This is a genomic window from Rossellomorea sp. FM04394 (genome assembly GCF_041889765.1).
GTDB classification, from domain to species: domain Bacteria; phylum Bacillota; class Bacilli; order Bacillales; family Bacillaceae_B; genus Rossellomorea; species Rossellomorea aquimaris_B.
On sequence record NZ_CP168654.1, the window covers coordinates 3,573,696 to 3,599,867 of the forward strand.

At 42.1% G+C, this 26,172-nt stretch carries 30 protein-coding genes; 15 read left to right on the top strand and 15 right to left on the bottom strand.

The window, feature by feature from the left end:
* Nucleotides 1-115: 115 nt before the first annotated feature.
* The 3 genes from ACCB35_RS18035 to ACCB35_RS18045 all read right to left on the bottom strand — a co-directional run bounded on the left by ACCB35_RS18035 (nt 116) and on the right by ACCB35_RS18045 (nt 2,348).
* Nucleotides 116-1,372 (bottom strand): hypothetical protein, encoded by a 1,257-nt coding sequence (locus tag ACCB35_RS18035; RefSeq protein WP_374054737.1) that lies wholly within the window; start codon nt 1,370-1,372, stop codon nt 116-118.
* A complete protein-coding gene (locus tag ACCB35_RS18040) occupies nt 1,365-1,988 on the bottom strand; it encodes an RNA polymerase sigma factor (RefSeq protein ID WP_082051188.1) in 624 nt (207 codons plus the stop codon). Before ACCB35_RS18040 ends, ACCB35_RS18035 begins: the two co-directional genes overlap by 8 nt.
* A 72-nt stretch (nt 1,989-2,060) precedes the next feature.
* Nucleotides 2,061-2,348: a spore morphogenesis/germination protein YwcE gene (locus ACCB35_RS18045; RefSeq protein WP_044338110.1), complete on the bottom strand. Its 288-nt coding sequence runs from the start codon at nt 2,346-2,348 to the stop codon at nt 2,061-2,063.
* 344 nt (nt 2,349-2,692) lie between these two features.
* On the opposite strand from ACCB35_RS18045, the gene ACCB35_RS18050 reads away from it, so the two are divergent.
* The gene (locus tag ACCB35_RS18050) at nt 2,693-4,021 is read left to right on the top strand and encodes a sodium-dependent transporter (RefSeq protein ID WP_044338111.1); all 1,329 of its coding nucleotides are present in this window, start codon (nt 2,693-2,695) and stop codon (nt 4,019-4,021) included.
* 130 nt (nt 4,022-4,151) lie between these two features.
* Nucleotides 4,152-4,523 carry a helix-turn-helix domain-containing protein gene (locus ACCB35_RS18055; protein WP_374054738.1) on the top strand — a complete coding sequence of 124 codons (372 nt, stop codon included), beginning with the start codon at nt 4,152-4,154 and terminating at the stop codon, nt 4,521-4,523.
* Nucleotides 4,524-4,704: 181 nt separating this feature from the next.
* On the opposite strand, the gene ACCB35_RS18060 is transcribed toward ACCB35_RS18055, so the two are convergent.
* Both ACCB35_RS18060 and ACCB35_RS18065 read right to left on the bottom strand, forming a co-directional pair.
* Complete coding sequence (locus tag ACCB35_RS18060; protein ID WP_374054739.1) at nt 4,705-5,874, bottom strand: aminotransferase; 1,170 nt, start codon at nt 5,872-5,874, stop codon at nt 4,705-4,707.
* Nucleotides 5,871-6,371, bottom strand: coding sequence for an Lrp/AsnC family transcriptional regulator (locus tag ACCB35_RS18065; protein WP_374054740.1), 501 nt, complete (start codon nt 6,369-6,371; stop codon nt 5,871-5,873). The genes ACCB35_RS18060 and ACCB35_RS18065 overlap by 4 nt, the downstream gene beginning before the upstream one ends.
* 199 nt (nt 6,372-6,570) lie before the next feature.
* Between ACCB35_RS18065 and ACCB35_RS18070 the strand changes: the two genes are divergently transcribed.
* Nucleotides 6,571-7,479 carry an alpha/beta fold hydrolase gene (locus ACCB35_RS18070; protein ID WP_374054741.1) on the top strand — a complete coding sequence of 303 codons (909 nt, stop codon included), beginning with the start codon at nt 6,571-6,573 and terminating at the stop codon, nt 7,477-7,479.
* A gap of 101 nt (nt 7,480-7,580) precedes the next feature.
* Nucleotides 7,581-8,786, top strand: a complete 1,206-nt coding sequence (locus tag ACCB35_RS18075; RefSeq protein ID WP_374054742.1) for a MalY/PatB family protein — start codon at nt 7,581-7,583, stop codon at nt 8,784-8,786.
* Nucleotides 8,787-9,027: 241 nt separating this feature from the next.
* On the opposite strand, the gene ACCB35_RS18080 is transcribed toward ACCB35_RS18075, so the two are convergent.
* The 3 genes from ACCB35_RS18080 to ACCB35_RS18090 form a co-directional block, all read right to left on the bottom strand.
* On the bottom strand, nt 9,028-9,558 hold the full coding sequence (locus tag ACCB35_RS18080) for a superoxide dismutase family protein (protein ID WP_374054743.1): 531 nt from the start codon (nt 9,556-9,558) through the stop codon (nt 9,028-9,030).
* Nucleotides 9,559-9,730: 172 nt separating this feature from the next.
* Nucleotides 9,731-9,934 (bottom strand): hypothetical protein, encoded by a 204-nt coding sequence (locus ACCB35_RS18085; RefSeq protein WP_044338116.1) that lies wholly within the window; start codon nt 9,932-9,934, stop codon nt 9,731-9,733.
* 232 nt (nt 9,935-10,166) lie between these two features.
* Nucleotides 10,167-10,757 carry a peptidylprolyl isomerase gene (locus ACCB35_RS18090; RefSeq protein ID WP_374057068.1) on the bottom strand — a complete coding sequence of 197 codons (591 nt, stop codon included), beginning with the start codon at nt 10,755-10,757 and terminating at the stop codon, nt 10,167-10,169.
* A gap of 242 nt (nt 10,758-10,999) precedes the next feature.
* On the opposite strand from ACCB35_RS18090, the gene ACCB35_RS18095 reads away from it, so the two are divergent.
* Nucleotides 11,000-11,398 (top strand): kinase-associated lipoprotein B, encoded by a 399-nt coding sequence (locus ACCB35_RS18095; protein WP_374054744.1) that lies wholly within the window; start codon nt 11,000-11,002, stop codon nt 11,396-11,398.
* Nucleotides 11,399-11,443: 45 nt separating this feature from the next.
* Here the strand turns inward: ACCB35_RS18095 and kapD are convergent, their stop codons facing one another.
* On the bottom strand, nt 11,444-12,064 hold the full coding sequence (gene kapD, locus ACCB35_RS18100) for a 3'-5' exonuclease KapD (RefSeq protein WP_374054745.1): 621 nt from the start codon (nt 12,062-12,064) through the stop codon (nt 11,444-11,446).
* Between the two features lie 245 nt (nt 12,065-12,309).
* On the opposite strand from kapD, the gene ACCB35_RS18105 reads away from it, so the two are divergent.
* Both ACCB35_RS18105 and ACCB35_RS18110 read left to right on the top strand, forming a co-directional pair.
* Nucleotides 12,310-13,521, top strand: coding sequence for an MFS transporter (locus ACCB35_RS18105; RefSeq protein ID WP_374057069.1), 1,212 nt, complete (start codon nt 12,310-12,312; stop codon nt 13,519-13,521).
* A gap of 16 nt (nt 13,522-13,537) precedes the next feature.
* The gene (locus tag ACCB35_RS18110; protein WP_374054746.1) at nt 13,538-15,385 is read left to right on the top strand and encodes a transglycosylase domain-containing protein; all 1,848 of its coding nucleotides are present in this window, start codon (nt 13,538-13,540) and stop codon (nt 15,383-15,385) included.
* Between the two features lie 36 nt (nt 15,386-15,421).
* On the opposite strand, the gene ACCB35_RS18115 is transcribed toward ACCB35_RS18110, so the two are convergent.
* Complete coding sequence (locus ACCB35_RS18115) at nt 15,422-15,997, bottom strand: DUF5366 family protein (RefSeq protein WP_374054747.1); 576 nt, start codon at nt 15,995-15,997, stop codon at nt 15,422-15,424.
* A 167-nt stretch (nt 15,998-16,164) separates the two neighbouring features.
* On the bottom strand, nt 16,165-16,428 hold the full coding sequence (locus ACCB35_RS18120; RefSeq protein ID WP_044338122.1) for a hypothetical protein: 264 nt from the start codon (nt 16,426-16,428) through the stop codon (nt 16,165-16,167).
* Nucleotides 16,429-16,730: 302 nt separating this feature from the next.
* Here ACCB35_RS18120 and ACCB35_RS18125 point away from each other — a divergent pair, with 302 nt between their 5' ends.
* Genes ACCB35_RS18125 through mnhG form a run of 7 tightly spaced genes read left to right on the top strand, consistent with a single transcriptional unit; the run spans nt 16,731 to nt 22,489 of the window.
* Nucleotides 16,731-19,136: a Na+/H+ antiporter subunit A gene (locus ACCB35_RS18125; protein ID WP_374054748.1), complete on the top strand. Its 2,406-nt coding sequence runs from the start codon at nt 16,731-16,733 to the stop codon at nt 19,134-19,136.
* Nucleotides 19,133-19,561: a Na(+)/H(+) antiporter subunit B gene (locus ACCB35_RS18130; RefSeq protein WP_044338124.1), complete on the top strand. Its 429-nt coding sequence runs from the start codon at nt 19,133-19,135 to the stop codon at nt 19,559-19,561. Before ACCB35_RS18125 ends, ACCB35_RS18130 begins: the two co-directional genes overlap by 4 nt.
* The gene (locus ACCB35_RS18135; RefSeq protein WP_044338125.1) at nt 19,561-19,902 is read left to right on the top strand and encodes a Na(+)/H(+) antiporter subunit C; all 342 of its coding nucleotides are present in this window, start codon (nt 19,561-19,563) and stop codon (nt 19,900-19,902) included. Before ACCB35_RS18130 ends, ACCB35_RS18135 begins: the two co-directional genes overlap by 1 nt.
* Nucleotides 19,895-21,376: a Na+/H+ antiporter subunit D gene (locus ACCB35_RS18140; RefSeq protein ID WP_374054749.1), complete on the top strand. Its 1,482-nt coding sequence runs from the start codon at nt 19,895-19,897 to the stop codon at nt 21,374-21,376. The genes ACCB35_RS18135 and ACCB35_RS18140 overlap by 8 nt, the downstream gene beginning before the upstream one ends.
* A 6-nt stretch (nt 21,377-21,382) precedes the next feature.
* Entirely contained in the window at nt 21,383-21,859 is a 477-nt protein-coding gene (locus ACCB35_RS18145; RefSeq protein ID WP_044338127.1) for a Na+/H+ antiporter subunit E, read from the top strand.
* A complete protein-coding gene (locus ACCB35_RS18150) occupies nt 21,859-22,143 on the top strand; it encodes a Na(+)/H(+) antiporter subunit F1 (protein WP_113968950.1) in 285 nt (94 codons plus the stop codon). The genes ACCB35_RS18145 and ACCB35_RS18150 overlap by 1 nt, the downstream gene beginning before the upstream one ends.
* Complete coding sequence (mnhG, locus tag ACCB35_RS18155) at nt 22,127-22,489, top strand: monovalent cation/H(+) antiporter subunit G (RefSeq protein WP_044338129.1); 363 nt, start codon at nt 22,127-22,129, stop codon at nt 22,487-22,489. The genes ACCB35_RS18150 and mnhG overlap by 17 nt, the downstream gene beginning before the upstream one ends.
* Nucleotides 22,490-22,556: 67 nt before the next feature.
* Here mnhG and ACCB35_RS18160 read toward each other — a convergent pair whose 3' ends face one another.
* Together ACCB35_RS18160 and ACCB35_RS18165 are read right to left on the bottom strand one after the other, a co-directional pair.
* Complete coding sequence (locus ACCB35_RS18160; RefSeq protein WP_374054750.1) at nt 22,557-22,925, bottom strand: DUF2188 domain-containing protein; 369 nt, start codon at nt 22,923-22,925, stop codon at nt 22,557-22,559.
* 85 nt (nt 22,926-23,010) lie between these two features.
* Nucleotides 23,011-23,394 carry a PaaI family thioesterase gene (locus ACCB35_RS18165; protein ID WP_374054751.1) on the bottom strand — a complete coding sequence of 128 codons (384 nt, stop codon included), beginning with the start codon at nt 23,392-23,394 and terminating at the stop codon, nt 23,011-23,013.
* 177 nt (nt 23,395-23,571) lie between these two features.
* On the opposite strand from ACCB35_RS18165, the gene ACCB35_RS18170 reads away from it, so the two are divergent.
* Nucleotides 23,572-23,958 (top strand): hypothetical protein, encoded by a 387-nt coding sequence (locus tag ACCB35_RS18170; protein ID WP_374054752.1) that lies wholly within the window; start codon nt 23,572-23,574, stop codon nt 23,956-23,958.
* 102 nt (nt 23,959-24,060) lie between these two features.
* Here the strand turns inward: ACCB35_RS18170 and ACCB35_RS18175 are convergent, their stop codons facing one another.
* Both ACCB35_RS18175 and ACCB35_RS18180 read right to left on the bottom strand, forming a co-directional pair.
* Nucleotides 24,061-24,261: a hypothetical protein gene (locus tag ACCB35_RS18175; protein WP_044338132.1), complete on the bottom strand. Its 201-nt coding sequence runs from the start codon at nt 24,259-24,261 to the stop codon at nt 24,061-24,063.
* A gap of 169 nt (nt 24,262-24,430) precedes the next feature.
* Nucleotides 24,431-25,747, bottom strand: coding sequence for a Na+/H+ antiporter family protein (locus ACCB35_RS18180; RefSeq protein ID WP_374054753.1), 1,317 nt, complete (start codon nt 25,745-25,747; stop codon nt 24,431-24,433).
* Nucleotides 25,748-26,172: the final 425 nt, after the last annotated feature.

Sequence of the window (26,172 nt, forward strand, 5' to 3'; positions counted from 1 at the left end):
GGTTTATTCTATCGGATCTCTGCAACCAAATCCATTTTCTTCGATTTCCCACCTATAATTGCTTTCTCACTAGTTATGCTTCCCAATTATTGAAATTATTAAAACAGTGTAAAACTTAGCTCTCTTTATATAATTCTTCTGTCTCTGAAGACAAAATGACCGGTGTCGAATGAACCCAACGATCTGGCTTAACGAAATTTACACGTTTCAACTCCTCATATACTTCTTTCAGATGAAGGGACGTTGTGTAATCCGGGTACTCTTTCAGAATATAACGGTAGGTTTTTTCTACATTTGATTTCATTTTATCATTTTCGTCGAAGATGGGTTGATACACATTTCCATCAGTGAAGTATTGATAGAGAAGATCGTATTCATGCTTCACTTCTACTCTGAATCTTGAGTTATCCGGCAATTCCTTTAATAACTTTTCATAGTCCATCAAGCGATCTGCTGCTTCTTTCCATGTTCCTGTCAATTCACCTGCTTTAATCACTGGGTCAAACCGGGTAATCATATATAATTCATACCCTTCCGGTAAGGCTTTATGATTTGTGATCATCCTGAAGTACTCCACATCCAATGTCGTTTCAAGCCGGTCCGTCTCATTGTTATACGATAGCTTAACAGCATTATTGAATATTCCATCCCGTAACAACCATAGTTTTGGGGGATAGTCGTTTTTCATATGGTTGAACTCCTTCATATTGAGCTCTCCATTCTCAACATGAGTCATCCAATATTCCCTATACTCATTCAACTCATCCTCGTATAGGGGGAGGATATCTTGTTCCTTATTAATAAAATCATCAACCCATACTTCTGCTTCTTCCTTCGTTAAAGGAGCTTTCAGATTTTTCATCATTACATCAGGAGTAGCCAGGATCTGATCCAACTCCTCCCTCGCTCTCTGAACCCACTCCACTTTTCTTTCATATGAAAAGTCCCTCATTGGAATGGACTCGATATATGTGAGGTGCCTCCCTGCATCCCGGGCGATCACTGTCGAATTAAATATGCCTTCTGTAAACCCTAGCCGCTCCATTGCCTGTGTTTTCCTGACATCATATTGGACCTTCGCATCTTCTATTTCCCTTTGAAGTCGTTGGTCTGACTCACCTGCTAAATCAGTTTGATTCCCATTCTGTCTTCCTGGTTCATCCATCGTAAGCTGCAGGATGAGCACCGCACTGATCAGAAGGACACCAATGAAACTTGCGACGTATGGCCAATGAATAAGTGCTCGTTTCTTTTGGGATTTCCCTTCTTGTTTTATGGCTTGTATGATGTCTGAGGGATTGGTCTGATCTGGAATTTTCTTATACGATTGATTCAATAATTCCATGCGTTTTTCAAGCATCTTGTCATCCATTCAATCTCCCCTCCCTTTTTTCAGCCTCTTCCAGTTCTTTTTTCAAGAGGTTTTTTCCTCTTAAAAGTCTTGTTTTGACAGTAGATAAATTGATTGACAGTATTTCAGCCATTTCTTCATACTTCTTTTCATGAAAATAATAAAGGATGATTGGTAGTTGATATTTACCATCCAGCCTTTGAATGCATTCGTGGAGCATCCGATCCTCTTCCTGCCTCAGGATACGGTCTTGAGGTGTAGTGACGTTTTCTGAAGGTTCGCTCCCGATTTTTTTCACTCGATTAGTATGCTGATTTTCTTTTCGTTTAAAGTCCCTCGACACATTTAAAGTGATTTTATAAAGCCAGGTTGTAAATTTCGCATAAGAGAACCCGTCCAGAAATCGGTATACACGAATGAACACTTCCTGTGTGATATCTGGTATATCGGCGATGGAATTCCCCATCTGATAGGCAAACCGTTCAACAATGGGAGAATAATATGTGATTAAAAGGCTATATGCCTGCAAGTCTCCTTTTTTTGCACGCTCGATCAAGTGCTCATTTTCCAATGCTTTTCCCCCTTTTCCTTTGATGCTTTCATTTATGTAACGATTGCGAAGTGGATTTTGTTTCATTTATTTACAAATGGATCCATTCTTTTAAAATTGACCAAAAAAAAAGCCTGACCCGATGAACATCGGATCAGACTATAGATTTTTGATGGTGATGGCTTTTTTCTTTTTCTGCTTTTGAATAAAAGGCAGGGCATAAAGCATGAAGGCTGCAATATGGGCGAATGCAAGATTGGCAACAAACAGGCTCCAAAGCGTCACATGTCCCCATCCTCCAAGTTCCGGAACCGCTACGTAATAAATAAACACTGCCCATAAGGCTATAACAAATGGGATATGAAGAACCGCCCATTTACGATGTTCAATCCAAAGAAATAGCGGAGTAGCCGTTGCGATAAATAGATACACAAGAAATACATCCATATTAAATTCCTCCAATCATATAGTAAACGCTTTCAATTATGGCGAAAAAAAGAATAATTTGTGAACGTTTTGTTACAATTAGTATACTACATCTCGGAGAAATTTCCAGCCCATTCAGCATGTTTTTGACTACTTTTCTAGAAATTAGGTTAAATGTAATGATTTCAAACGTTTTCACACATAATAAATGGAAATGAATCTGTTGATATTGCTCTCAGACACTACTTTTATGACATTTCCCTCCATATTTCTTATATATTGAAAATTTAAAATTCCGGTGTACAGGGGGTGTAAAACATAGTACGATTGAAAAATCTTATTTTTTTGAAAGGAGGATCTTAATCTTGGCCAAAAAAGAACAGTGGACTTCTAAGATTGGCTTTATTTTGGCAGCTGCCGGTTCTGCTATAGGCCTCGGTGCCATTTGGAAATTCCCTTATATGGCAGGTGCAAATGGAGGAGGTGTCTTCTTCCTACTCTTTATCCTTTTTACCGTTTTGATCGGTGCCCCCATACTTTTGGCAGAGTTTGTCATTGGAAGACGGGCCGGAGCAGACGCCGTTACATCTTATAAAAAGTTAGCTCCCCATTCCTATTGGCATTGGATCGGCTATTTAGGAACGGTTGTTTCTTTTATCATATTATCCTTTTACAGTGTTGTGGGCGGATGGATCCTTTCTTACTTGGCCCGAAGTGTGACGGGGTCTTTAATCGGGAAAACTCAAGCTGAGTATGGTACCTTATTCGAAAGCATCATAGCAAATCCTAAGGAAGTGCTGATTGCCCAATTCATCTTTATTGTGATTACAATCCTTGTGGTCCAAGGCGGGATTCAAAAAGGGATTGAACGTGCAAGCCGTTATATGATGCCGGCATTATTTATTTTATTTATTATTTTGGTGATCAGATCCCTTACCTTAGAAGGCGCAATGGAAGGTGTCCGCTTTCTATTATTGCCGGACTGGAGCTATTTGAATGGGGAAACGGTGTTACTTGCGCTAGGACAGGCATTCTTTGCCCTTACTGTCGGACTTTCTGTCATGGTGACGTATGCATCCTATCTTTCAAAAGAGGATAGTATGCCACGGTCTGCAATCAGCGTATCCGGGTTAAATATCTTTATTTCACTTCTGGCAGGATTGGTCATCTTCCCTGCCGTTTACGCTCTTGGTTTCCAACCTGATGAAGGACCGGGGATTGCTTTTGTTGTCCTTCCAGCCGTCTTTAATGAAATTGCTTTCGGTGGCATTTTCTTAACAGTGTTCCTGATTCTACTGTTGTTTGCAACGTTGACTTCTGCATTCTCCATTCTTGAAATCGGAGTGGCCGCACTGTCAAAAGGAAATCAGTCGAAACGAAAGCCATTTACATGGTTAATCGGAATCCTTGTGTTTTTTGCGGGTATTCCAAGTGCTCTTTCATTTGGTGTATTCGATGATTTCCTCATTCAAGGAAAGAACTTCTTTGACTTTGCCGATTATATAACGAGCAATTTCGGATTGCCGATAGGGGCATTACTGATCAGTATATTCGTTTCCTACAGATTAAAACGAGAAGATGTTTGGAGCGAAATCCAATCCGGTTCGTCTATATCACCGGCCCTGTTCAACAGCTGGATCTTTCTTTTGCGTTACATCGTACCAGTAGCCATTCTGCTTGTTTTCATATCTTAAATGAGAGGTCCGTCCCTAAAGACGGGCCTTTTATTTTTAACATTTTGTTCACGGGAAGGCGGGCTATTTTTTTTCAAATGATGATAAACTATAGATATAAGGAAGTTATTCTATGGGGAGGGACTTTAGCATGTCACATTTTGGTGAGAATTTAAAACGGGTACGCGAAGAGCGCAAATTATCTCAACAGGAGCTTGCTTTAAGGGCCAGATTAGGCACCAAGACGATTGAAAAGTATGAATCCGATCTGCAAATCCCTGATACACAAACGATTCTAAAGCTGTCAACCGTTCTTGATATACCAGCTTCCGAGCTGCTTGAACGGGAAGTAAAGGATCATCATCCGACCGGAGTTGATGCTGAAATGGAGCAGCTGATCAAAGAATTGGGTCCCAAACGTACGAAGTTGATCCTCCGCAAAGCAAAGGAATTCTCTGAAGATGATTTCCTGCGTGTGATGCAAATGTTATATGAACTGAAATATGAAAAGAGCCAGCAATAAAAATTTTTTATTAAGTGATGTATAACCAATTAAAAATGAGGTCATACTGAAAATAAGCTTTCTAAGTATTCCCCCTTTTGTTTTCATTTGTTGGACGATATTAATCGTCCTATTTTTTTTGCCCAAATAAAATAGGTGCCAGGCACAAATGTGTTCTTTTGTGCCTGGCACCCTTCATTTCTTAACTATGATTCTCAACGAACCTCTTCATCCGTTTCACGGCTTCCTGCAGCTGCTCCATACTTGACGCATAAGAACAGCGGATATATCCTTCTCCACCTTTACCGAATACATTGCCGGGTACAACTGCAACTTTTTCTTCCATAAGGAGCTTTTCTGCAAATTCCTCTGAAGACAACCCTGTTTTCTTAATGGATGGAAAGGCATAGAATGCTCCTCCCGGGGTATGGCATGTTAAGCCCAGTTCATTTAAGGAGTCTACAAAATAGTGACGTCGATGACGATAGCTTCGCTTCATTTCCATCACATCATCCATCCCTTTATCCAGTGCCTCGACAGCAGCATGTTGGGCAGGGGTAGAAGCGCACATCATGGCGTATTGATGAATTTTAAGTAATGAGGAAGCGATCTCTTCAGGTGCACAAATAAACCCAAGCCTCCAGCCCGTCATGGCAAACCCTTTTGAAAACCCATTGATCACAATGGTACGTTTTCTCATGTCCTTTAAAGATGCAATTGACACGTGGTGGTGATCATAGGCCAGCTCAGAGTAGATTTCATCTGAAAGGACCACCAGATCATGCTTCCGAATCACCACTGCCAATTCTTCCAGGTTCTTTCTTTCAAGGACCGTCCCTGTCGGATTATTGGGCGAACAAAGTAAGACGGCTTTCGTTCGTGGAGTGATGGCTGCTTCAAGTTCTTCGGCTGTGACTTTGAAGTCATTTTCCGGCTTGGTTTCAACCGTTACAGGTACTCCCCCTGCCAATTGAACAAGTGGTACGTAGGAAACGAAGCTTGGCTCCACTACAATCACTTCATCTCCCTGATCAATGATTGCCCGCATACTGATATCAAGGGCTTGAGAGGCACCTACAGTTACAATGATTTCATTTTTCGCGTCATAGTCGACGGAGTATCCTTCTTTCATATACAAGCCAATCTTTTCCCGGAGTTCAAGTAGGCCTGCGTTCGCCGTATATGAGGTGTAGCCTTGCTCCAAGGACAGAATCGCAGCTTCCCGAACCGTCCAGGAGGTAATGAAATCCGGTTCCCCAACCCCGAGCGATATGACACCTTCCATATTTGCAGCCAAATCGAAGAATTTCCGGATGCCGGAAGGCTTTAAGTTTTTCACTGATTGAGATATGTAAGAGGTCTTTGTTGTCATGGTGACACCACAATTCGTTTATCTTCACCATGATCACCAAAAATGGTTCCATCATGCTTGTATTTCTTTAATTGAAAGTGAGTTGTTGTAGATAATACAGAATCCAGAGTGGATAGCTTCTCAGAAACAAAAGTAGCCACTTCGTGCATGGAACGGCCTTCCACCGTCACAGAAAGGTCATACGCCCCCGACATTAGATAGACGCTTTTCACTTCTTTGTAACGATAAATACGATGAGCCACTTCATCAAATCCTACTCCTCTTTTTGGAGCGACTTTTACATCGATCATCGCCGTTACCCCTTCATGGCCTTCTACCTTGGACCAATCCACAACGGAACTGTACCTGACCAGAACATTGTCTTTTTCAAGCTTCTCAATCGCTTCCTCAATTTCTTCAGTTGATACTTGAAGCATTTTCCCTAAACTCTCTGTGGAAATTCTGGCATCCTTCTGTAAAATCCTTACTAAATCGAGCTCCATTTCTCTCAGTTGCATTCTTCTTCCTCCTCATCACCACTAAATGGTTTTATTATATCAGAAGTCACTATTATGAAAAGAGGGATCATCACTTTAAGACTATTTTCCCCATTCCATCTATAATTACAATTGAATATGTTATAACTTTCAAATAGAGGTGTTAAATGCGTAATTACGGGTAAAATACCTGTAAGCCAGTAGAGAGGAGTGACGAAGTATGCAAGAACAAGATTTTGCAAAAGTGGTTCAAGTGAATGGTGCTAATGTCTACTTTGAACATCATCAGCATCCTACTGCCTCGGAAACCTTCGTCCTTCTTCATGGATTTCTATCGTCAACCTTTAGCTTTAGAAGGCTTACACCTCTTCTGAAAGAAAATTATAATGTCATATCCATCGATCTTCCTCCCTTTGGGAACAGCGAGAAAAACAATCGATTTATCTACTCTTACGACAACCTGGCCAACACGGTCATCGCCTTGCTGGACCACTTGGATGTTAGGAATATCCATTTAACGGGTCATTCAATGGGTGGTCAAATCGCTTTGAACGTGATGAAAAAAGCACCTTCATTAGTCGAAAAAGGTGTTCTTCTATGCAGTTCCGGCTATCTCAAGAAAATGAAGTGGCCTGTCACGATGCTGAGTCACATTCCCTTTTTCCATCTGTATGTAAAGCTGTGGCTTACTCGATCAGGGGTACGAAATAATCTTGAAAATGTGGTACATGATTCAAAAATGATTGATGATGAAATGATGTTTGGGTATTTGAAACCTTTTCTGGAAGATGATATTTTCAAGGCCTTAACAAGGATGATTCGAGATCGTGAAGGAGATTTATCAGGGAACGACTTGCGTAACATCCAAACACCTTGCCTCCTTGTTTGGGGAGAACATGACAGAGTGGTACCGCTATCCACCGGACATAAGCTCAAACAAGATATCCCTAACTCAAGGCTGGTGGTTTTAAAGGAAACCGGTCATCTCGTTCCTGAAGAAAAACCTGAGGAAGTATTGGAACACATTCATCAATTTGTATCAGCAAGTGCGGCAGAGTTTTCCGACGATACTCAGACACAACCACTATACAAAAAAGGACTTTCCCAAGCGCTCATTTCTGAAACGTAGGGAGAAGTCCCTTTTTCTATTAGACCGTTAAATCGAACACGAACCTTTGTACTCTGGATCACCTCTGAACAAATCATTTTCATCTTTTACGATTACATCTTATGATTATACTGACAAATACATATTGGAAAGGGGAATATCCTGTGAGTAAGTTCGAAGAGATCATCAATCGAAAAGGGTCATCCTCCGTCAAGTGGGATCTGACGAAGACAGTATTTGGAAAAGACGATGTCCTCCCCATGTGGGTGGCAGATATGGATTTCCTTCCTCCACAAGAGGTATTGGACGCCCTGCAGGAACGGTTGAAGCACGGAATCTTTGGTTATACCTTCGTCGGCGATGAAACGGCGGCAAGCATTAAAGGCTGGCTACAAAAGCGTCACGGCTGGGACATCGAGAATACGTGGCTGCAGTACAGCCCAGGAGTCGTGCCGGCCATTTCAACCATTATTCAAGCCCTCACCATACCCGGTGACAAAGTACTCATTCAGTCCCCCGTCTATACACCGTTTTTCAGCCTGGTGGAAGACAATGACCGGGAAATAGTCAATGCTCAATTAGAGTATAAGGATGGCAGCTATTCCATCGACTATCATGCCTTTGAAGAAGCACTGAAAACAGGTGTAAAGTTATTTTTACTATGCAATCCACACAATCCGAGCGGACGTGTATGGAAGAAAGAAGAGCTTACAAAAATGGCTGAATTATGCCAGCAGTACAATGTCGTGATCGTCTCGGATGAAATTCATTCAGATCTGGTTTACGACACGCACAAGCATTTCCCATTAGCGTCCCTGAATGACTCGTTCCGGGATATGACGATTACATGCATCGCACCAAGTAAAACCTTTAATCTCGCAGGATTGCAGGCTTCAGCCATGATCACCCCCAATCCGGATCTAAGGGAAAAAATCGCCGCCATTCATAAAAAACAAGGCTTCTTCACTCTCAATACCTTTGGGATTGTTGGAATGGGGGCAGCCTATCGCTTTGGTGAAGAATGGCTGAAGGAAATACTTAGGTACCTGCAGGAAAACGTGAGGGTGACGAAGGAATTCATAGGGAAGCATTTACCAGGGCTTCAAGTGGTGGAAGCAGAAGGAACGTACCTGCTCTGGATCGATTGCACAAAGATGGATCTATCAGATGAAGAACTGAAGGAACGTCTATTGGGTAAAGGAAAACTCGCATTGGAACCCGGAACGAAATACGGGCCTGGCGGGGAAGGTTTTGTACGTATGAACATTGCCTGTCCACGAACGACGCTGATGGATGGGTTGGAAAGATTGCGAAAAGCGTTAAGTTAATAGTAAAAACGGGTAAGAGTTGCTGACAACTCTTCCCGTTTTTCTTTTGTAGGGTGGTCATCGCTTCAATGACCGATTGGTTTTTCTCTTTTTGTCAGCTGAAATTGATAAAATGGGATGTTTATGAGTCATTTTCAACTTCTGCATTTTCATTTCAATTTCCGTGATTACTTTTTTGTACCAGGTACAATCCAAGTCATTTGTACCTGGTACAAACTATGCTGTAAACCCTCTACTTACTCTATTTCTTCTTATCACTCACAATCTCCCCGCAGGCAATCCGTTTACCGGAATCACCAGAAGGCTGTGTCATGCCATCATCCTTATTTTCATCAATGATCAAAGAAGTACCTTCTTTTGTAAATAGAGATGTCTTTCCTTTTGTCAAGGTGACCCCTCCTGCCATCAGCTTTGCCTTTGTTGTACCGTCATCATCCACGATGATATTAGGCAGGTCTCCTCCATGGGCTCCTTCAGGATGAAGAAGTCCATGTTTGGTGTCATCCGGATTGAAGTGATTGCCCGCAGAGACAAAATCCGGACGTTTACATACTCCTTTTTCGTGGATATGAATCCCGTGCTCACCCGGTGGCAAACCTTCAAGATCCAAGTCGACTTCAACTCCGTCTGATTTCTCTTGCAGAATGGCTTTTCCAAGTGAATCCCCGTTCTCATTTTTCATTTCCACTTCGACCTTTTTAGGGTTTTCAATGGCACATGCCCCAAGTAATACGCTCATGATGACCATATATAATAATGATGTTTTTTTCATATCGCTCTTCCTCCAAATCTGCATACTCTTCCTCCATTGTTAACGTTTGAGGGAAAATGTATTCCTTTTTTGCGCGAAAAAAAGGATCAGGCAGGAGGTGGTATCCGAAGGAAATTGCACAGAATCAGCACAAAAAAAACACGCCTAGATATTTAAGCGCGTTTCACTCTTATTATTCTGATTCCCTTTTATGCTGCGCCGCTTCCTCTTCCATCTTTTTCGTTTTCAATTCTTCACGTTTTGAAACCTTTATAATTAAACGGAACGTCAATAAGGCAGCTATTAAGAAGATGGCCATTGTAATGCTTGCCGGGATATATTCCGACTTGTCTTCAGGAAAGTATAGAAATAGATTTAATACAAAAGAAGAAAGCATCGTAAGCTCCTTTCAAAAAACAAACTCTTCGTTTATTATACCAACACTGTAAAGGACAAACCAACTTGAAATCGTTCTGTTTTTAACGATTTATTGAACTATTATTCGAACAACCCTCGACAATTTCCGAGGAAATACTTGTATAATCCTGCATTTCTAGCACCTACAGGGCCTACATGCTATAATCAAAAAGCGATGGACCTCTAATAGGGTCCATCGCTCTCTCTCATTACTATTTTACAACCTTAATGCTTTCGATCACAATTTCTTCTTTTGGAAGGTCGTTCGCACCAACTTCTACGTTAGCAATTTCATCAACGATGTCCATGCCTTCAACCACTTGACCGAACACGGTATGCTTTTGATCAAGCCAAGGGGTTCCACCATTTTTCATGTAGGCGTCAATGATTTCTGATGGGAAACCTGCTGATTTCATTTGCTCTTCAAATTGTGGATCGATGTCATCCTTTTGCACGATGAAGAATTGACTTCCATTCGTATTAGGACCTGCATTGGCCATGGAAAGGGCGCCACGAAGGTTGAATAATTCAGGTGAGAATTCATCTTCAAAGGATTCGCCATAAATACTTTCCCCGCCCGTTCCGTTTCCATTCGGGTCACCCCCCTGGATCATGAAGTCTTTGATCACTCGATGGAATTTCAGTCCGTCATAATAGCCGTTTTCACTATGAGTGATAAAGTTTTCAACGGTTTTAGGTGCCTGCTCTGGGAATAGTTTTATTTTAATCGTTCCCATTGATGTTTTCATTTCTACTAATTTTTCGTTTTCAGCAACTTCTGTTGTAAGCTGAGGGAATGTCATTGGGTCATCTCCTTTGGTTTCTTCTGTAGTTTTCTTTTCCTCTGTTTGTTGTGTTTCTTCTTTAGTGGCATCTTCCTTCTCTGTTTGTCCACAAGAAGCAAGTACTAAACCTAGTAAACACAGGATCACGATCATCAGACGCTTCATATATGTACCTCCACATGTTACCTTTATAGTAGTTATTTCTCAATTCATTCCGCTTTCATTATAATAGAGTTTGAAGTATTAGAGGAGGTTTTTTTATGAAAAACATACAAATTGGTGATTATGTCACGGCTTTTTATAAAACCGGGAAATATATCGGGGAAGTGACCGGAGAGCGGCCCGGTGCCTATGTAGTGAAGATCCTCTCAGTGTTGAAGCACCCTCGACAAGGGGACCTCCATAACCCTCAGGAGGTTGATGTTCCACTGTTCCACGAACGAAAAGCCCTTGCCCACCGTGAGCAGGCAAACATGCCGAAAAAAATGGTCAAGCCCTTTGATGGCGATATACCAGACTATAATGAATCATTAGTGGCTGCCTACCTTTCCCTTAAAAATGAGCTGGAAGCAGACTCTTCCCCTCACGCCCAAAAGAGCCTTGAAACCCTTCAATCCGTTCAGAGAGAATATGAACTGATGTATAGTCTGACATTTTAACCGAAAATGAGGGACGGACCTCGGTAAGGTCCGTCCCTCATTTCGTCATGCAAGCTGATTGTAAAATTTGGAGAGGTCGATTCTGTCCCCTATGGTGGTGGGTTCAGCTTTATCGAGGTATTTTTTGTCTTTTTCGACCAGGTTGTAGATATGGTGGGTGGTGAGGGCATCATCTAATGCTTTATGATGTTTTCCGACTCCTTCTCTCCCGTATTCCTGGACTGCTTTCCATAGTCCCGTTTGGTTTTGATCACCAAAGAAGCGTTTATATTCCATGGACAAGTCGACAAATTGAGCTTGGAAAGGAAATGGAATATCAGACTGGGAACAATTATCCCTCAGTACCTTCATATCCATGTTTCCCCACGTCACTACCTTTTCGACTCCCCTTGCATTTAAACCGTTGAAATAGTCAATCAAGCACTTAAACGATATTCCCGAATCCACTTCCTGCTGATTAATTGATAAGAACCGTTTACAGCGATTGGTTAGTTTGGGAAACGCAGTCGGTTTCACATAAGATGAAAACGTATCGGATACTTTCCCTTTCTCAACCACCACGACACCGGCTTCAATAATTTCAGGAAAAAAACCTTTGGGGACTCTATGTCTTTCCGGCATAGAAAACTCAAAATCTATGAACACAAGCTGATCCGCTTTCGCCACTATACTCCCTCCTCAAAATGTGGATAAGACCCCAATTTATCTAAAAAAAATAGAATTCATAAAGTGGTACACGCGTCACTTTCCCATACTTCTTATTCTTACATTATATCATGCTGGACCTAGAAAATATGACTAATTCCAGGTTTTCAGCGTGAATAAATGTTATTCGGTGGACTGGCGACTGTTTCTTTAATAAAATGAATATTTAGTTATACGAAATAAATATCACATAGAAGGTGTTAACCATTTCAATCAAAAAAAAGAATCTAACGATTATGCTTTTGGCCAATTTCATGGTAGCTGCAAGTGCCACAATGGTCTTGCCGTTTTTATCCCTTTATATTGAAACCTTTGGTACATACAGTCACGAATATGTACAGCGCTGGTCAGGGTTTGTTTTCGGGGTTACCTTTTTAACGGCTTTCTTCATTTCTCCTTTATGGGGACGAGTCGGGGACCGTTTCGGGTATAAACCGATCCTCTTGATCACAGGTTACGGAATTGCAGCATCCATTTTTCTGATGGGCCTTATGGAATCGGTATGGGGACTCTTTCTACTTCGAATGGTCATGGGTGCTGTGACAGGCTTCATCCCTACCTCAATGGCCCTTATTTCCTCCCAAACCCCAAAGGAGGAAGCGGGTCGCACATTAGGGACCTTGCAAATGGGAACCGTATCAGGAGGGTTATTCGGTCCGGTCATTGGTGGGATCCTCGCCGATAATGTGGGCTTTTCCTATACGTTTATTTTCACCTCCATTGCCATCGCTGTAGCAGCGACTGTTGTATGGGCAGGCATTAATGAGCAACGGAGCAAAGAGCAGCGTAATCAACGAAACCAGTATTCAAGTAAAGAAGTGCTTCAGCATATTTTCAGTCATAAATTATTAGTGACGGTTATCTTACTGTCATTCCTAATCCAGGTAGCGAATTTTAGCATCCAGCCTCTTCTCGCCCTTTATGTAGACGAACTTACCTCTTCTACGAACCTGGCATTTTTGGCGGGAATTGCTTTCTCTGCTACGGGATTTGGAAATCTACTCGCGACGAGACGATGGGGTCAGCTTGGTGATGATATCGGTTATGAGAAAGTTTTATCGATCCTCCTGATCCTGGCCGCTATTTTCATCGTTCCCCAGGCACTGGCTGTTGAACTGTGGCAGCTCGTCCTGTTCCGTTTCTTGTTCGGAATCGCGATTGGAGGGATGATTCCTTGTGTGACGGCTTACATCCGTCAGGAAGCCCCTGTAAGCATGCAAGGGGAAGTGCTTGGATACAATCAAAGCTTTCGTTTTCTGGGAAACGTGGTTGGACCTGCTTTCGGAGGAATTGTATCCGGATATATTGGTATTTCTTCCGTTTTTTATGTAACAGGTGCTTTATTCTTAGGCGCGTTTGGATTATTATGGTGGAGTATACGTCATTCTGAAACAACCAGCCATGTGAGAGATTACTAGAAAAGTAGAGTGAGAAATGAGAGTTTTCGCAGGTTATATATCGGTTATCAGTTTTATGCTCATATTTTTTACCACATTATTTTTTACAACGGATGAATTAAACAAAGTACAAAGCTTTCAAAAGGAACTGGAACTCGCAGTAAGTACAGATACTATAGACCTGAACCGGACGAGCTTGCTTCTCGACCAAAACGGGCGTGTTTTTTCAGAGGTTAACCGTCCCTATCGCTTATATGTTTCGGATGAACAGATTCCTCTCTTTATAAAGGATATTCTTGTCGCGTCAGAAGATCAGCACTTTTATGAACACGTTGGATTTGATGCCGGAGCGATTCTTCGGGCTGTGGTGAAAAATTTAGTGTTTACCCACATTCAACAGGGTGGAAGCACGATTACACAACAGCTCGCAAGAAATTTATATCTAGGTCAGGAAAAAACGTACAATCGTAAATTGACCGAGTTATTTTATGCCCATGAAATTGAAAAATCATTATCAAAAGATGAAATTTTAGAGCTTTATCTGAATGTCATTTACTTCAGTAACGGCGTTTACGGGATTGAAACAGCGTCACAATATTACTTTCAGAAGAGTGTAACGGAACTGAACCAAGCAGAGATGGCATTTATTGCATCAATTCCCAATAATCCCGGAAAATATGATCCCATCGATCATTTCGATCAGACGAAAGTTCGTCAGGAGCGACTCCTGGATATTCTGGTGACTACGTCCAAGCTTTCCAAAGATCAGGCGGAAAAACTAAAAAAAGTTCCGATTTCCTTAAACGTCCGCAAGAAGACAGACTTATACCCTGACTACGCTTTTTACGTTGAAAACGAATTAAAAGAACTGATCTCCATGCACGAGGGGTTCAAAGTAGAGTTTGATAACGCAGCATCTCCTGAAGAAAAAGAGAGGATCGGTCAGAAGCTTGAGGAACGTTTTCAGGAAGTGATTTCCTCAGGTGTCCGGATTCAAACTGCTTTAAGCCCTGATCTTCAACAAAGAAGTGTTCATGCCTTAAATGAGAACTTACAGGGAGAGCTGCAGGGTGCCACCATCACCATCGATAACAAGACCAGGACCATTGTGGCATTGTCCGGCGGAAGGGACTATCAGAAATACAATTTTCATCATGCATTCCAAGCCTTCAGGCAACCGGGTTCAGCGATAAAACCACTCCTCGTATATGGGCCGTATATCGAGGAATACCAGGCTTCCATTACAGACAGAGTGAATGCAAACCGGTACTGCATCGGTGATTATTGTCCTGTGAATTATGGAGGGGTTCAGCCTGGTGATGTGACCTTGAAACAATCGCTGGCACAATCCTATAACAGCCCGGCACTTCGATTGATGGAGAGAGTCGGCATAGATGAAGCCTTCAACTACCTATCCGCTTTTTCTTTTAAAAAGGTCTTAAAAGAGGACAAAACGTTTGCTTCATCTGTTGGAGGATTCACTTATGGAATGTCACCCTTAGAATTAACCGATGCCTACACATCCTTTATTGATGGTAATTATCAGGAGAGTCATGCCATTATCCACGTGAAAGACACCAACGGCAAGGTCCTTTATAAATGGAAGAATGATGAGAAGAAGGTATGGTCCGCAGATACTACATCCAAAATAAGGAATATGTTGACCGAAGCAGCTACTTCGGGAACCGGAAGAGCAGCTTACGTTTCAAAACCTTATGTGGGAATCAAAACCGGAACCACCAATAACTATCATGACTACTGGGTGATGGGATTAACAGACACCTTCACCACTGGGGTATGGGTCGGGCACGACATCCCCCGGAACATGAGTCAAATCGAGCAACAGCGTCCAAGCCATAAGATTTGGAAAAGGATCATGGAATAACAAAAGAGTCTGCACATGTTGCAGACTCTTTTGTTATTATAATTTCACCTTCGACATCACCGGCAAACTCGCCATCACCCCATTATATAATTTCAAAAAAACAAAGAATATCGTTAAGAATAAGGATGACCACGAGAATACTTGTAAACTGACGACTCCGATTATTCCCATTTTTGAGAGGGACGGACTTATTTTATAAACAAAATAAACAAAGTACACGATGGAACTTAAAGTAAATATGATCAAAAGTCCCAGGAAGGATTTCAGGCTTAGGACAGACACCAGGCCACCGATAAAATATATCATCGAGCCTGTTCTAACACGGTTATACAATAAGCCATTTGAATCCATTGAGAAAAACAGCATGGATACGCCATTGATCGTCTCCGCTATCAGCTTCAAGGCAGCAAACACCATAAAAAAAGCGACCATTAACAAAATCATAATGGCGAGCTTTAATTGCATATCCGATAAAAACTCCCTCATTCCTGGATAGACACCTATTTTCTTGAAGATGTCCACAAACACTTCCACACCATATACGGAAAAAGTAAGGCTAAATAATAATATAGAAAAAAGAGGCAAATAACTTGTTAAGTATGTATTTTTCACTCAAAACTCTCCCATAACGATTCTTCAACCACTCTCATCATAATCGTTTATGAGTATCTTGAAAAGGGTATACAAACAGAAGGAACAATGACTAAATACCTATCATCCCTTTACTATCATGACAAAAAAGAATGCCCCTTCAATTCATCTAAAGAAAGGACAGACTCTTATTGTTGCGTTCCGGGATTGGAATGTGGCACGACCCGGATATATTCCCGAGATCGAAATGGTTGTCTTTGACGAATCGGCTCTCTCGTTACTTCTTCTTCCACTTCTTCTGTTTCACCGTATTGAACCGGTCTGATATTCATACTGGTCGGGTCTTCCACTTCAATGATACCTCTATTAAACCGATCTTGTGATTCAATTAACCACGCAAAGCCAAAAAAAGTAAAGAATATGGTCGTAACCGCTACAGTTTTCTTTTTCATAACTTCACCACCTTATGGATAGGATTCTCCAATTAGACCGAAACTATTCTTAAGCTCTTAGTAATACAGAAAAAATCTAACAATTTTTCAGGTGTATTTTCCGTCTATCTTCATATTTAATACTTCAAGAACAATCTGATACGAACGGAATCCTGAGTAATGCAAGCATTTATTTTTTACGTTATAATGCTCTTTGAGGTTCAGCTTCGGTCGAGGTTTTTGAAAAAGATGCTTATTTAAAATCTGGAAAGACATTAGACCATGCTTTAGAATAAATGAATTTTACATGAGGGGGGTTTTATATGACTTTGTTACATTGGGCTATTGTATCGCCTTTTTTATTTGCCATACTCATTCCATTTCTTTATAAGGCGTTCCGGAATGTACATACCGGCTGGTTCGTATTACTGCTGCCAGTCGCTTTATTTACTTACTTTTTTCAATTCATCTCCATCACCAAAAATGGAGACACCGTCAAGGAAACCTTGGAGTGGATGCCGTCATTCGGGATCGACTTCATCGCCTATGTCGACGGCCTTGGATTACTTTTTTCCCTTCTCATCACAGGGATTGGTTCACTGGTAGTCCTGTACTCGATTTACTACTTAGATAAGAAGAAAGAACAACTACATAACTTTTATGTGTATCTAATGATGTTTATGGGAGCGATGTTGGGAGTTGTCCTTTCCGATAATTTAATCGTTCTTTACATGTTCTGGGAGTTCACTTCCATCTCCTCATTCTTATTGATCGGTTACTGGTACCACCGTGAGCGTTCGAGATACGGTGCACAGAAATCCATGCTCATTACCGTATTTGGCGGACTGAGTATGCTTGGAGGATTCTTACTTCTTTATCTTATGGGCGGGACCTTCAGCATCAGGGAATTAGTCATGCAAGCAGATCAGCTCATGACTGAAGCACTGTTCCTTCCAGCATTATTGCTTGTCCTTTTAGGGGCATTTACGAAGTCCGCTCAATTCCCGTTCCACATTTGGTTACCTGACGCCATGGAGGCCCCGACACCGGTCAGTGCGTACCTGCACTCTGCCACAATGGTTAAAGCCGGTATTTATCTGGTGGCCAGAATGAGCCCGGTATTTGCAGAATCAAGTGTATGGCTGTGGCTTGTGGGCGGATTCGGTATCTTCACCCTATTCTGGGGTTCCTTTAATGCGGTGAAACAAACGGACCTTAAAGGAATACTTGCATTTTCAACCGTCAGTCAACTTGGTCTAATCATGTCTTTATTGGGAGTCGGAGCAGCGGCTCTTCACTATAGTCAATTGGAAGACAATATTTATATGGTTGCTACCCTAGCAGCCGTTTTCCATCTAATTAACCATGCGACCTTTAAAGGAAGCTTGTTCATGGTTGTCGGCATCATTGACCATGAAACAGGCACGAGGGATATTCGTAAGCTTGGTGGATTGATGAACTTTATGCCAATCACCTTCACCATCGCGATAATCGGGGCCTTCTCCATGGCTGGACTTCCTCCATTTAATGGATTCTTAAGTAAAGAGATGTTCTTTACAGGTATGGTAAGGGTCCTTGAAATGGATATTTTCAACTTGGATACACTGGGCATGATTTTCCCTATCCTTGCATGGACAGGCAGTGTGTTCACGTTTATATACAGCATGATTCTTGTGTTTAAGACCTTTACAGGTAAGCACCAGCCGGAAAAACTTGAAAAGAAACCACATGAAGCTCCACTTGGAATGTTGATTCCACCAATCATTCTGGCTTCACTTGTGATCATTTTTGGTTTCTTCCCAAATATCCTGTCAGAACGAATCATCGCTCCGGCAGTGGCTGCCATTACTCCAAGCCTTATCCAGGAAGGGCATGCGGTCGAAACTGATATTTATTTCTGGCATGGTTTTACTCCTGAACTATTTATGACTTTCGGTGTCATTCTATTTGGGATCCTGTTATATCTCCTGCTTCCAAAATGGAGAAAAGTATACTCATGGATCCCTGATCGTTTCACATTGAATTCATTTTATGATGGTGGATTGATTGGATCCGAACGCGGAGCTTACAACTTTACAAAAGGCTATATGACAGGATTTATCCGTACGTATCTCGTATATATCTTTTCCTTCTTGATTGCCGTATTATTGTTTAGTTTGTGGTTTAAAGGTGCATTTGCGATCAATACAGATGACCTGGCTCCAATTGGAATCTATGAGGTAGCCATAGCGCTTTTACTTGTTATCAGCTCTGTTACCATCCTGTTTGCAAAATCACGATTGACGTCCATCATTTCGCTGGGTGCTGCCGGATATACGGTTTCTTTATTCTTCGTATTATTCCGTGCACCCGACTTGGCTCTGACACAGCTTGTGATCGAGACCGTGTCTGTTGCTCTTTTCTTACTCTGCTTCTATCACCTGCCTCCATTAAGCAGGCATGAAGAACGAATGAGATTCAAGCTTGGAAATGCCTTGATTGCCATCGGAGTCGGGGTGGTCGTCACCTTATTTGCGATTTCTGCATACAGCACAAAACTTTCCGAGTCGATTTCAAGCTATTACATCAAGAATGTGTATGAAGAAGCGGGCGGTAAGAATATGGTAAACGTTATACTCGTTGACTTCCGTGGATTTGATACATTATTTGAAATTTGTGTATTGGCGATCGCCTCACTTGGTATTTTCTCCATGATTAAATTGCGTCTGACAAGGGGGAAAGAAGGATGAAAACAAAAACGAATGACGTCATCTTACAAACCGTAACGAACGTTGTCGCATTCATCATTATCCTGTTTTCTCTGAGACTTTTCTTCGCCGGGCACTATACCCCGGGTGGAGGCTTCATTGGAGGATTGATGACTTCGGCTGCGATTGTACTACTGTTGTTGGCGTATGATATCAAAACGGTAGCCAATATCCTGCCGGTGGATTATAAAATCATTACTGCGATCGGTTTACTCCTGGCAGTAGCGACTTCTGCGGGGGCACTTCTGTTCGATGTCCCTTTCCTGACTCATGCGTACGATTATTTCCATCTTCCACTGTTAGGAAAGACATCCCTGCATACAGCCGTTTTATTTGATACAGGAGTGTATCTGGTTGTTATCGGTGTCACGATGACCATTATTCAAACGATTGGGGTGAGCGAATAATGGAAATATTAATGGCCATTGTTGTCGGTATTCTTATTACGATCGCCGTTTACTTAATGTTATCCAAAAGCTTGCTCCGAATCATTATTGGAACAGCATTATTGAGTCACGGCGCACATCTTTTGCTTCTTTCCATTAGCGGTCTAAAAGGAGGAGCTGCACCTCTTCTTGGAGAACACGCAAAATCTTATGTCGATCCGTTGCCACAAGCATTGATTCTAACAGCGATTGTTATTAGCTTTGGAGTGACCGCTTTCTTCCTTGTTCTAGCTTATCGTGCTTATCAAGAGCTTGGAACGGATAATATGGATCAGATGAGAGGAAACGAAGGAAATGACTAACTTATTAATACTACCCATTTTAATCCCGTTATTTACGGCGATTATCTTAATGTTTATCAGCAAATATGTGAAGGTGCAACGAGGGATTTCGGCCGTTTCGACTCTGGCCACCATTGCAGCATCCCTTGTACTCATCAACACCATCTATATTGATGGAATACAAACGATTGACTTAGGAAGCTGGGTGGCTCCTTTTGGGATTACACTCGTTTCTGACATGCTCTCTGCATTACTGGTGACAACGACAAGCATCATCACATTTGTCGTGTTACTCTACTCCTTTAAGTCGATTGGAGCAGACAGAGAAAGATTCTACTACTACCCTGTTGTGCAGTTCCTGCTGGTAGGTGTGAACGGTGCATTTACAACCGGGGATATTTTTAACCTTTTCGTCTTTTTTGAAGTGATGCTGATGAGCTCTTACGTACTATTGGTCCTCGGTGGAACAAAAGCTCAATTGCGTGAAGGGATCAAATACATTCTTGTCAATGTCATCTCTTCTGCTTTATTCGTTATTACCGTGGCGTATTTATATTCTGTAGTTGGTACGCTGAATATGGCAGATATTTCGAGAAAGATTGCAGAAGTCGATCAACCGGGAATTCTTACAGCGATCGCTATCATGTTTCTCTTAGTCTTTGGACTTAAGGGTGCGATCTTCCCGCTTTACTTTTGGTTACCAGGCTCATACTATGCTCCACCGACACCGGTGCTGGCTTTATTCGGAGCCTTGCTGACAAAAGTAGGGATCTATTCGATTTTACGGACGTATACACTATTTTTCTATCATGATACTGGGTTTACCCATGTGATCCTAAGCATGTTAGCCATCCTGACAATTGTCCTTGGCTGTATCGGCGCCATTGCGTATTGGGATGTTAAGAAGATCATTATCTACAACATCATCATTGCAGTTGGTGTGATATTATTCGGGGTATCGACCATGAACCCTGAAGCATTGGAAGGAGCCATTTACTATCTGGTCCACGACATGTTCATTAAAGCCGCTCTCTTCCTCCTTGTCGGGGTGATGATCGCGATAACGGGCACGACTGACCTTAAGAAGATGGGCGGTCTCATCAAGGAGTACCCGTGGCTCGGCTGGACATTCCTGGTCGCTGCATTCTCCTTGGCAGGAATCCCTCCTTTGAGTGGATTTATTGGAAAACTATTAATTCTGAGAGGAAGCTTTGCAGCAGAAGCCTATGTAGGTGCTGGTGTCATTCTGGCATCAAGTCTTTTAGTACTGTATTCTGTTATTAAAATCTTCCTGAACGGTATATGGGGCACTCCGAAAGAATACAAAGGGGTTTCAAAAGGACACGCTCGTTACTTATGGATGACCTCCGCGATACTCGTCGTGTTAGCTGTATGTTACGGCTTTGGTGCCGAAGCGATCCGTCCTCTATTCTCACAAGCAGCGGAAGTACTGGTGAATCCGAATCTCTATATAGACGCAGTGTTAAAGGAGTAATGTAGAATGGCTTTTCAAATTTTATTAAACTTTTTCATGGCCTTTGTCTGGATGTTTCTTTCGGTATCCTTTACTTCTCAGTCATTTATAATTGGCTATTTGCTAGGATTGCTTGTGATTTTTGCATTCAGAAGGTTTTTCAGCTCACGGTTTTATTTATTGCGCGTGACTGCCGTGATCAACTTATTTTTCTTGTTCTTAAAAGAACTTATCCTTGCTAACATATCGGTCCTAAAAACGATTCTGAGACCGAAGCTTGATTTCAAACCTGGAATCTTCGCTTTACCGACAGAATTAAAAACCGATTGGGAGATTACTTTATTGGCTAATCTTATCACCTTAACACCGGGTACACTGGTGATGGATGTATCGTACGATAATAAGATCCTTTATGTCCATGCCATCGATATCCCCGATAAGGATCAAGCCATTGATGAGATTAAAAATTCCTTTGAGAAAGCCATTATGGAGGTGAGTCGCTGATGTTACACACGATTTTTCAAATCACATTACTATGCGTCTCTCTATCCATGCTGGGACTTGTATACAGGGTAGTGAAAGGACCTACAACTCCAGATCGCGTAGTTGCCCTGGATGCAATCGGAATTAACCTTATTGCCATCATTGCCCTGGTGTCCATGATGCTCGATACCTACGCCTTTCTGGAAGTCATTCTCCTTCTTGGAATTCTGGCTTTCTTAGGAACCGTTGCCTTTTCAAAGTTCTTAGAGAAAGGGGAGATCATCGAACGTGAGCGAGATCATTAGATTTTTCATCGGGTTCTTTTTAGTAATAGGAGGGTTTCTCAGCCTTGTCACCGCCTTTGGGTTACTGAGACTACCAGATGTATATACGAGGAATCATGCAGCATCTAAAAGTGCGACACTGGGCGTGATGTCGATTCTGCTCGCTACATTCCTTTACTTTTACCTAGAGCATGGGCATTTTAACTCGAGAGTGATTCTGACCATTGTCTTCATCTTCGTAACAGCACCTGTTGCCGGACATCTTATTGCAAGAGCTGCCTATAACTCAGGTGTTAAGCTTTGGGACCAAAGCGTGCAAGATGATTTAAAAGATAAAAAAGAATACGACCGTCAGAACAGTCAATAAAAAGCATATGATGAAACAAAAAGGCTTGACCCCACGAGCATTCACTCGATTGGTCAAGCCTTTTTTATTATTGTTGATATAAGTGATTCTCGACGCTTCCATCTTGCTTGTGCACAATCAACGTACCGGAATGATCCGTCACATAGTTTTTTGCTTTTGTAAGAAGCTTATCCTTCGTCTCTTCTACCATGATTGCCCGCTTTCCGTCTGCTTTCTTTAACTGCCATCCATCATCATGGGGGCTCACATGATACTCCGTTTTATCTGACGCGCTTCCCTCTTCAGACTTATGGGCCTGGTCAGTGGCAATCGCAATGGCCCGTCCTTCTTCATACCCTTCATCGAGAAGAGCATTGGCAATCTCAATGGCTTTGTTTCGAACATCAGCAGGCAGGTTTTTCAGTGAATCAGGATAATCATTTTTGGTCCAGCTCATTAAATCAAGCCTCCTATTTTAAATGGTTAGTTATTGATTTCCCATTTATTCACTTATTAAACGTATGGATATGTAAGGACTTCGATTATCTCTTAGGTACAACCGCCATCGTACATCTTGATACACAAATTAATTGGTCATCTTCATCTGTGATCTTAATCTCCCACACCATAGTCGTTCTTCCTTGATGCATCACCGTTCCTGTTGCTGTGACAAGTCCTTCCCGCTTTGCTTTGATGTGGTTCGCATTGATCTCCAAGCCAAAGCAGATTTCTTTATCAAGATCAATCAATTGCACTGCTCCCACGCTCGCCACTGTTTCTGCAAGTGCCACTGATGCTCCTCCATGAAGGAATCCGAATGGCTGCCTGGTATTTTCATTTACCGGCATCGTCGCAATTACTTTCCCTTTCCCGAGTTCTACAAACTCAATCCCTAATGTACTGATTAATGTATTTTTCATATTCATGTGCATCACCTCATCATAATATTCTTCTATACTATCTGTTCGAGAAAGGCTCGAAAAATCCTTTATTTTCCCTAAAAGGGCTTGCCTGCCCTCCCCTTCATTCTTTTTGTTTCACGAATAATTCCTTCTTCCATTTCATACATTTCCTTAGAGCATTCATAAGAAAGGGGTTATATTATGTATCGATACCATCCTTTTTACCAGCCTGTTCAACGCCCCTACCCGCCTACTTATTCAAGGACACAGCCTGTTTTTTCATATAATCGAAATTATCCCCCCGTTGATAGCAATACGTTTATGTCTTCAGCAGGTAAAACCTTAATCCTGATGGATGATGCCCAAAAGGTGCTGCGCAGGATTAACAGTTCAAAAGATTTTTCATCGAAGTTCATGAAAGCTGCCCAACAATCCAATCTGCCTGAAGTACATAAGTTACTTCAAACTATCGGCACAACAGTACAACCCGTAGTCTCATTTAATCCTGACGGTGTGCGTCTAGTCTTCGATGAGAAGCTTGGCCAGGTGGATTGTTGTCACTTGATTGTGATTGTCCGGTGGATGTAGGAAAGCTGTGAGAGAATTGAGACCGCCATTTATTATAACCATAACAAACAATAGCAGTGTCTCTTTACGACACTGCTATTCTCATATATTTTTTTGCTGCTCTTAATAATATGGGTAATAACCCGGGTACCCTCCATACCCATACGGTGCATAGTACGGATAATAATACGGTCGTGGAGCTAAGAGTGCCGAACCCAATAACCCGCCGAGTACCCCTCCTACGAATGGTGCGCCGAAGAAACCTCCGCCATAAAATGGCCTTCTTCCCCACGGTCTTCTTTCATACACAACACGGTGATTCATCTGGCTGCCTCCTCCTTCTCTTTTCAATCGTTTATAGCCACTATTTCTTTTTAGGCTTCACTATTTTGTATGCGAAAGAATGAAGTTTGGAGTGGGCGATGACCTATTTTCCCGGTGATGGGGTACACATGCAAAAAAAGCAGGGAACACATCCCCTGCTTTTTTACGTTTATAAAATGATCGCTGCAATCCAACCGAATAGGATCAGTGGAATATTGTAATGTAAGAATGTTGGTACACATGTATCCCAGATATGATTATGCTGTCCATCTGCATTTAATCCTGCTGTCGGTCCAAGCGTACTGTCTGATGCCGGAGAACCTGCGTCACCAAGTGCCCCTGCTGTTCCCACAATCGCAATCGTTGCGAGAGGGCTGAATCCAAGCTCCATGGCAAGTGGTACGAAAATGGCTGCAATGATTGGAATCGTAGCAAATGAAGATCCGATTCCCATTGTCACAAGAAGCCCTACAATCAACATGATTAGAGCTGCTAATGCCTGGTTTCCGCCGATTACGTCAGCAGTCGCTTCAACCAATGTTTCGACATCGCCTGTGGCTTTTACCACTTCAGCAAAACCTGATGCAGTGATCATCACAAAGCCGATGAAGGCCATCATTTTCATTCCTTCGTTCAGTAACCCGTCGGCCTCTTTCCATTTAATCGATCCAGATATATAAAGTACAGCAATTCCGGCTAATGCACCAAAGATCATTGATTCCAGTTGAAGCTGAACATATAAAGCGACAACGATAGAAACGAGGGCGAAAATCATCGCTCTCTTATTATAAACGACCTTCTCCTCAGCGATCACTTCTTCTGCTTCATTGTAGTCCCTTGGTTTACGGTAGCTCACAAATACGGCGATGATTAACCCGATCACCATGCCCCCTACCGGGAGGAGCATCGCTTTGGGGATATCCCCTAATGCGATTTCCATGCCGCTTGTGCCCATGTTTTGAGCAATGATTTCATGGAACTGCAAGCCGAATCCTACTGGTAAAAGAATATAGGGAGCCGTTAAACCAAACGTAATCACGGAGGCGATTAAACGTCTGTCTATCCGTAACTCTGTCATCACCTTCAATAAAGGCGGAATCAAAATAGGAATAAAGGCAATGTGAATCGGAATCACATTCTGTGAAAAACAAGCCATAATTAAAATAGATAATACAATAAGTGCTTTGGAAAGGGCTGTTTTTCTGGAATCACCTTTTTTCCCAACTACCTTCAGTACCCAGTCAACAAGCAGATTCGGGATTCCCGTGTAGGAAATTGCCACCGCGAATCCACCCAGTAATGCATAACTTAACGCGATATTTGCCCCGCCGCTGATTCCTTCAGAAAATACGGCTATCGTCTCGTCTAATCCCAACCCCCCGGTCAATCCTCCGACTAACGCACCAGTGATCAGGGCGAATACGACATTCACACGTACCAGGCTCAGTACAAGCATGACAAGAACCGCTATAACAACTGCATTCATAACTAACTTCCTCCTCAAAATTCTCCATACAACGATATATCCTTTGCTTTAGTTCGCTAAATTGGTAGAGTAATAAAATCACGATTTCAACTTTAACAAGATAAAGAGAGTTTGTCAACACTTTAGCAGGGTAAAAGATGGGTTGGGGAATTTTTCAGGAGAGCAGTGGGGTCAGATTGAGGATTGGTGCGGTTGGTGCGGTTGGCGTGGTTGGATTCCATTAAATTTTAAACGGCTGGATTTTGATTGAAAACGGCTGGATTTTCTCCTTTTTAGGCTGGATTCTGAAGGAAAACGGCCGGATTACCCCGCTTATCCTAAACTGGATCCCGGTTTCACATACACTTTCACCTATCCCCTACATTCCTAATCAGGAATTCTCATAAAAAAAAAGCCTTTTTTTCAGTGTCATCGTGCTTGAACAC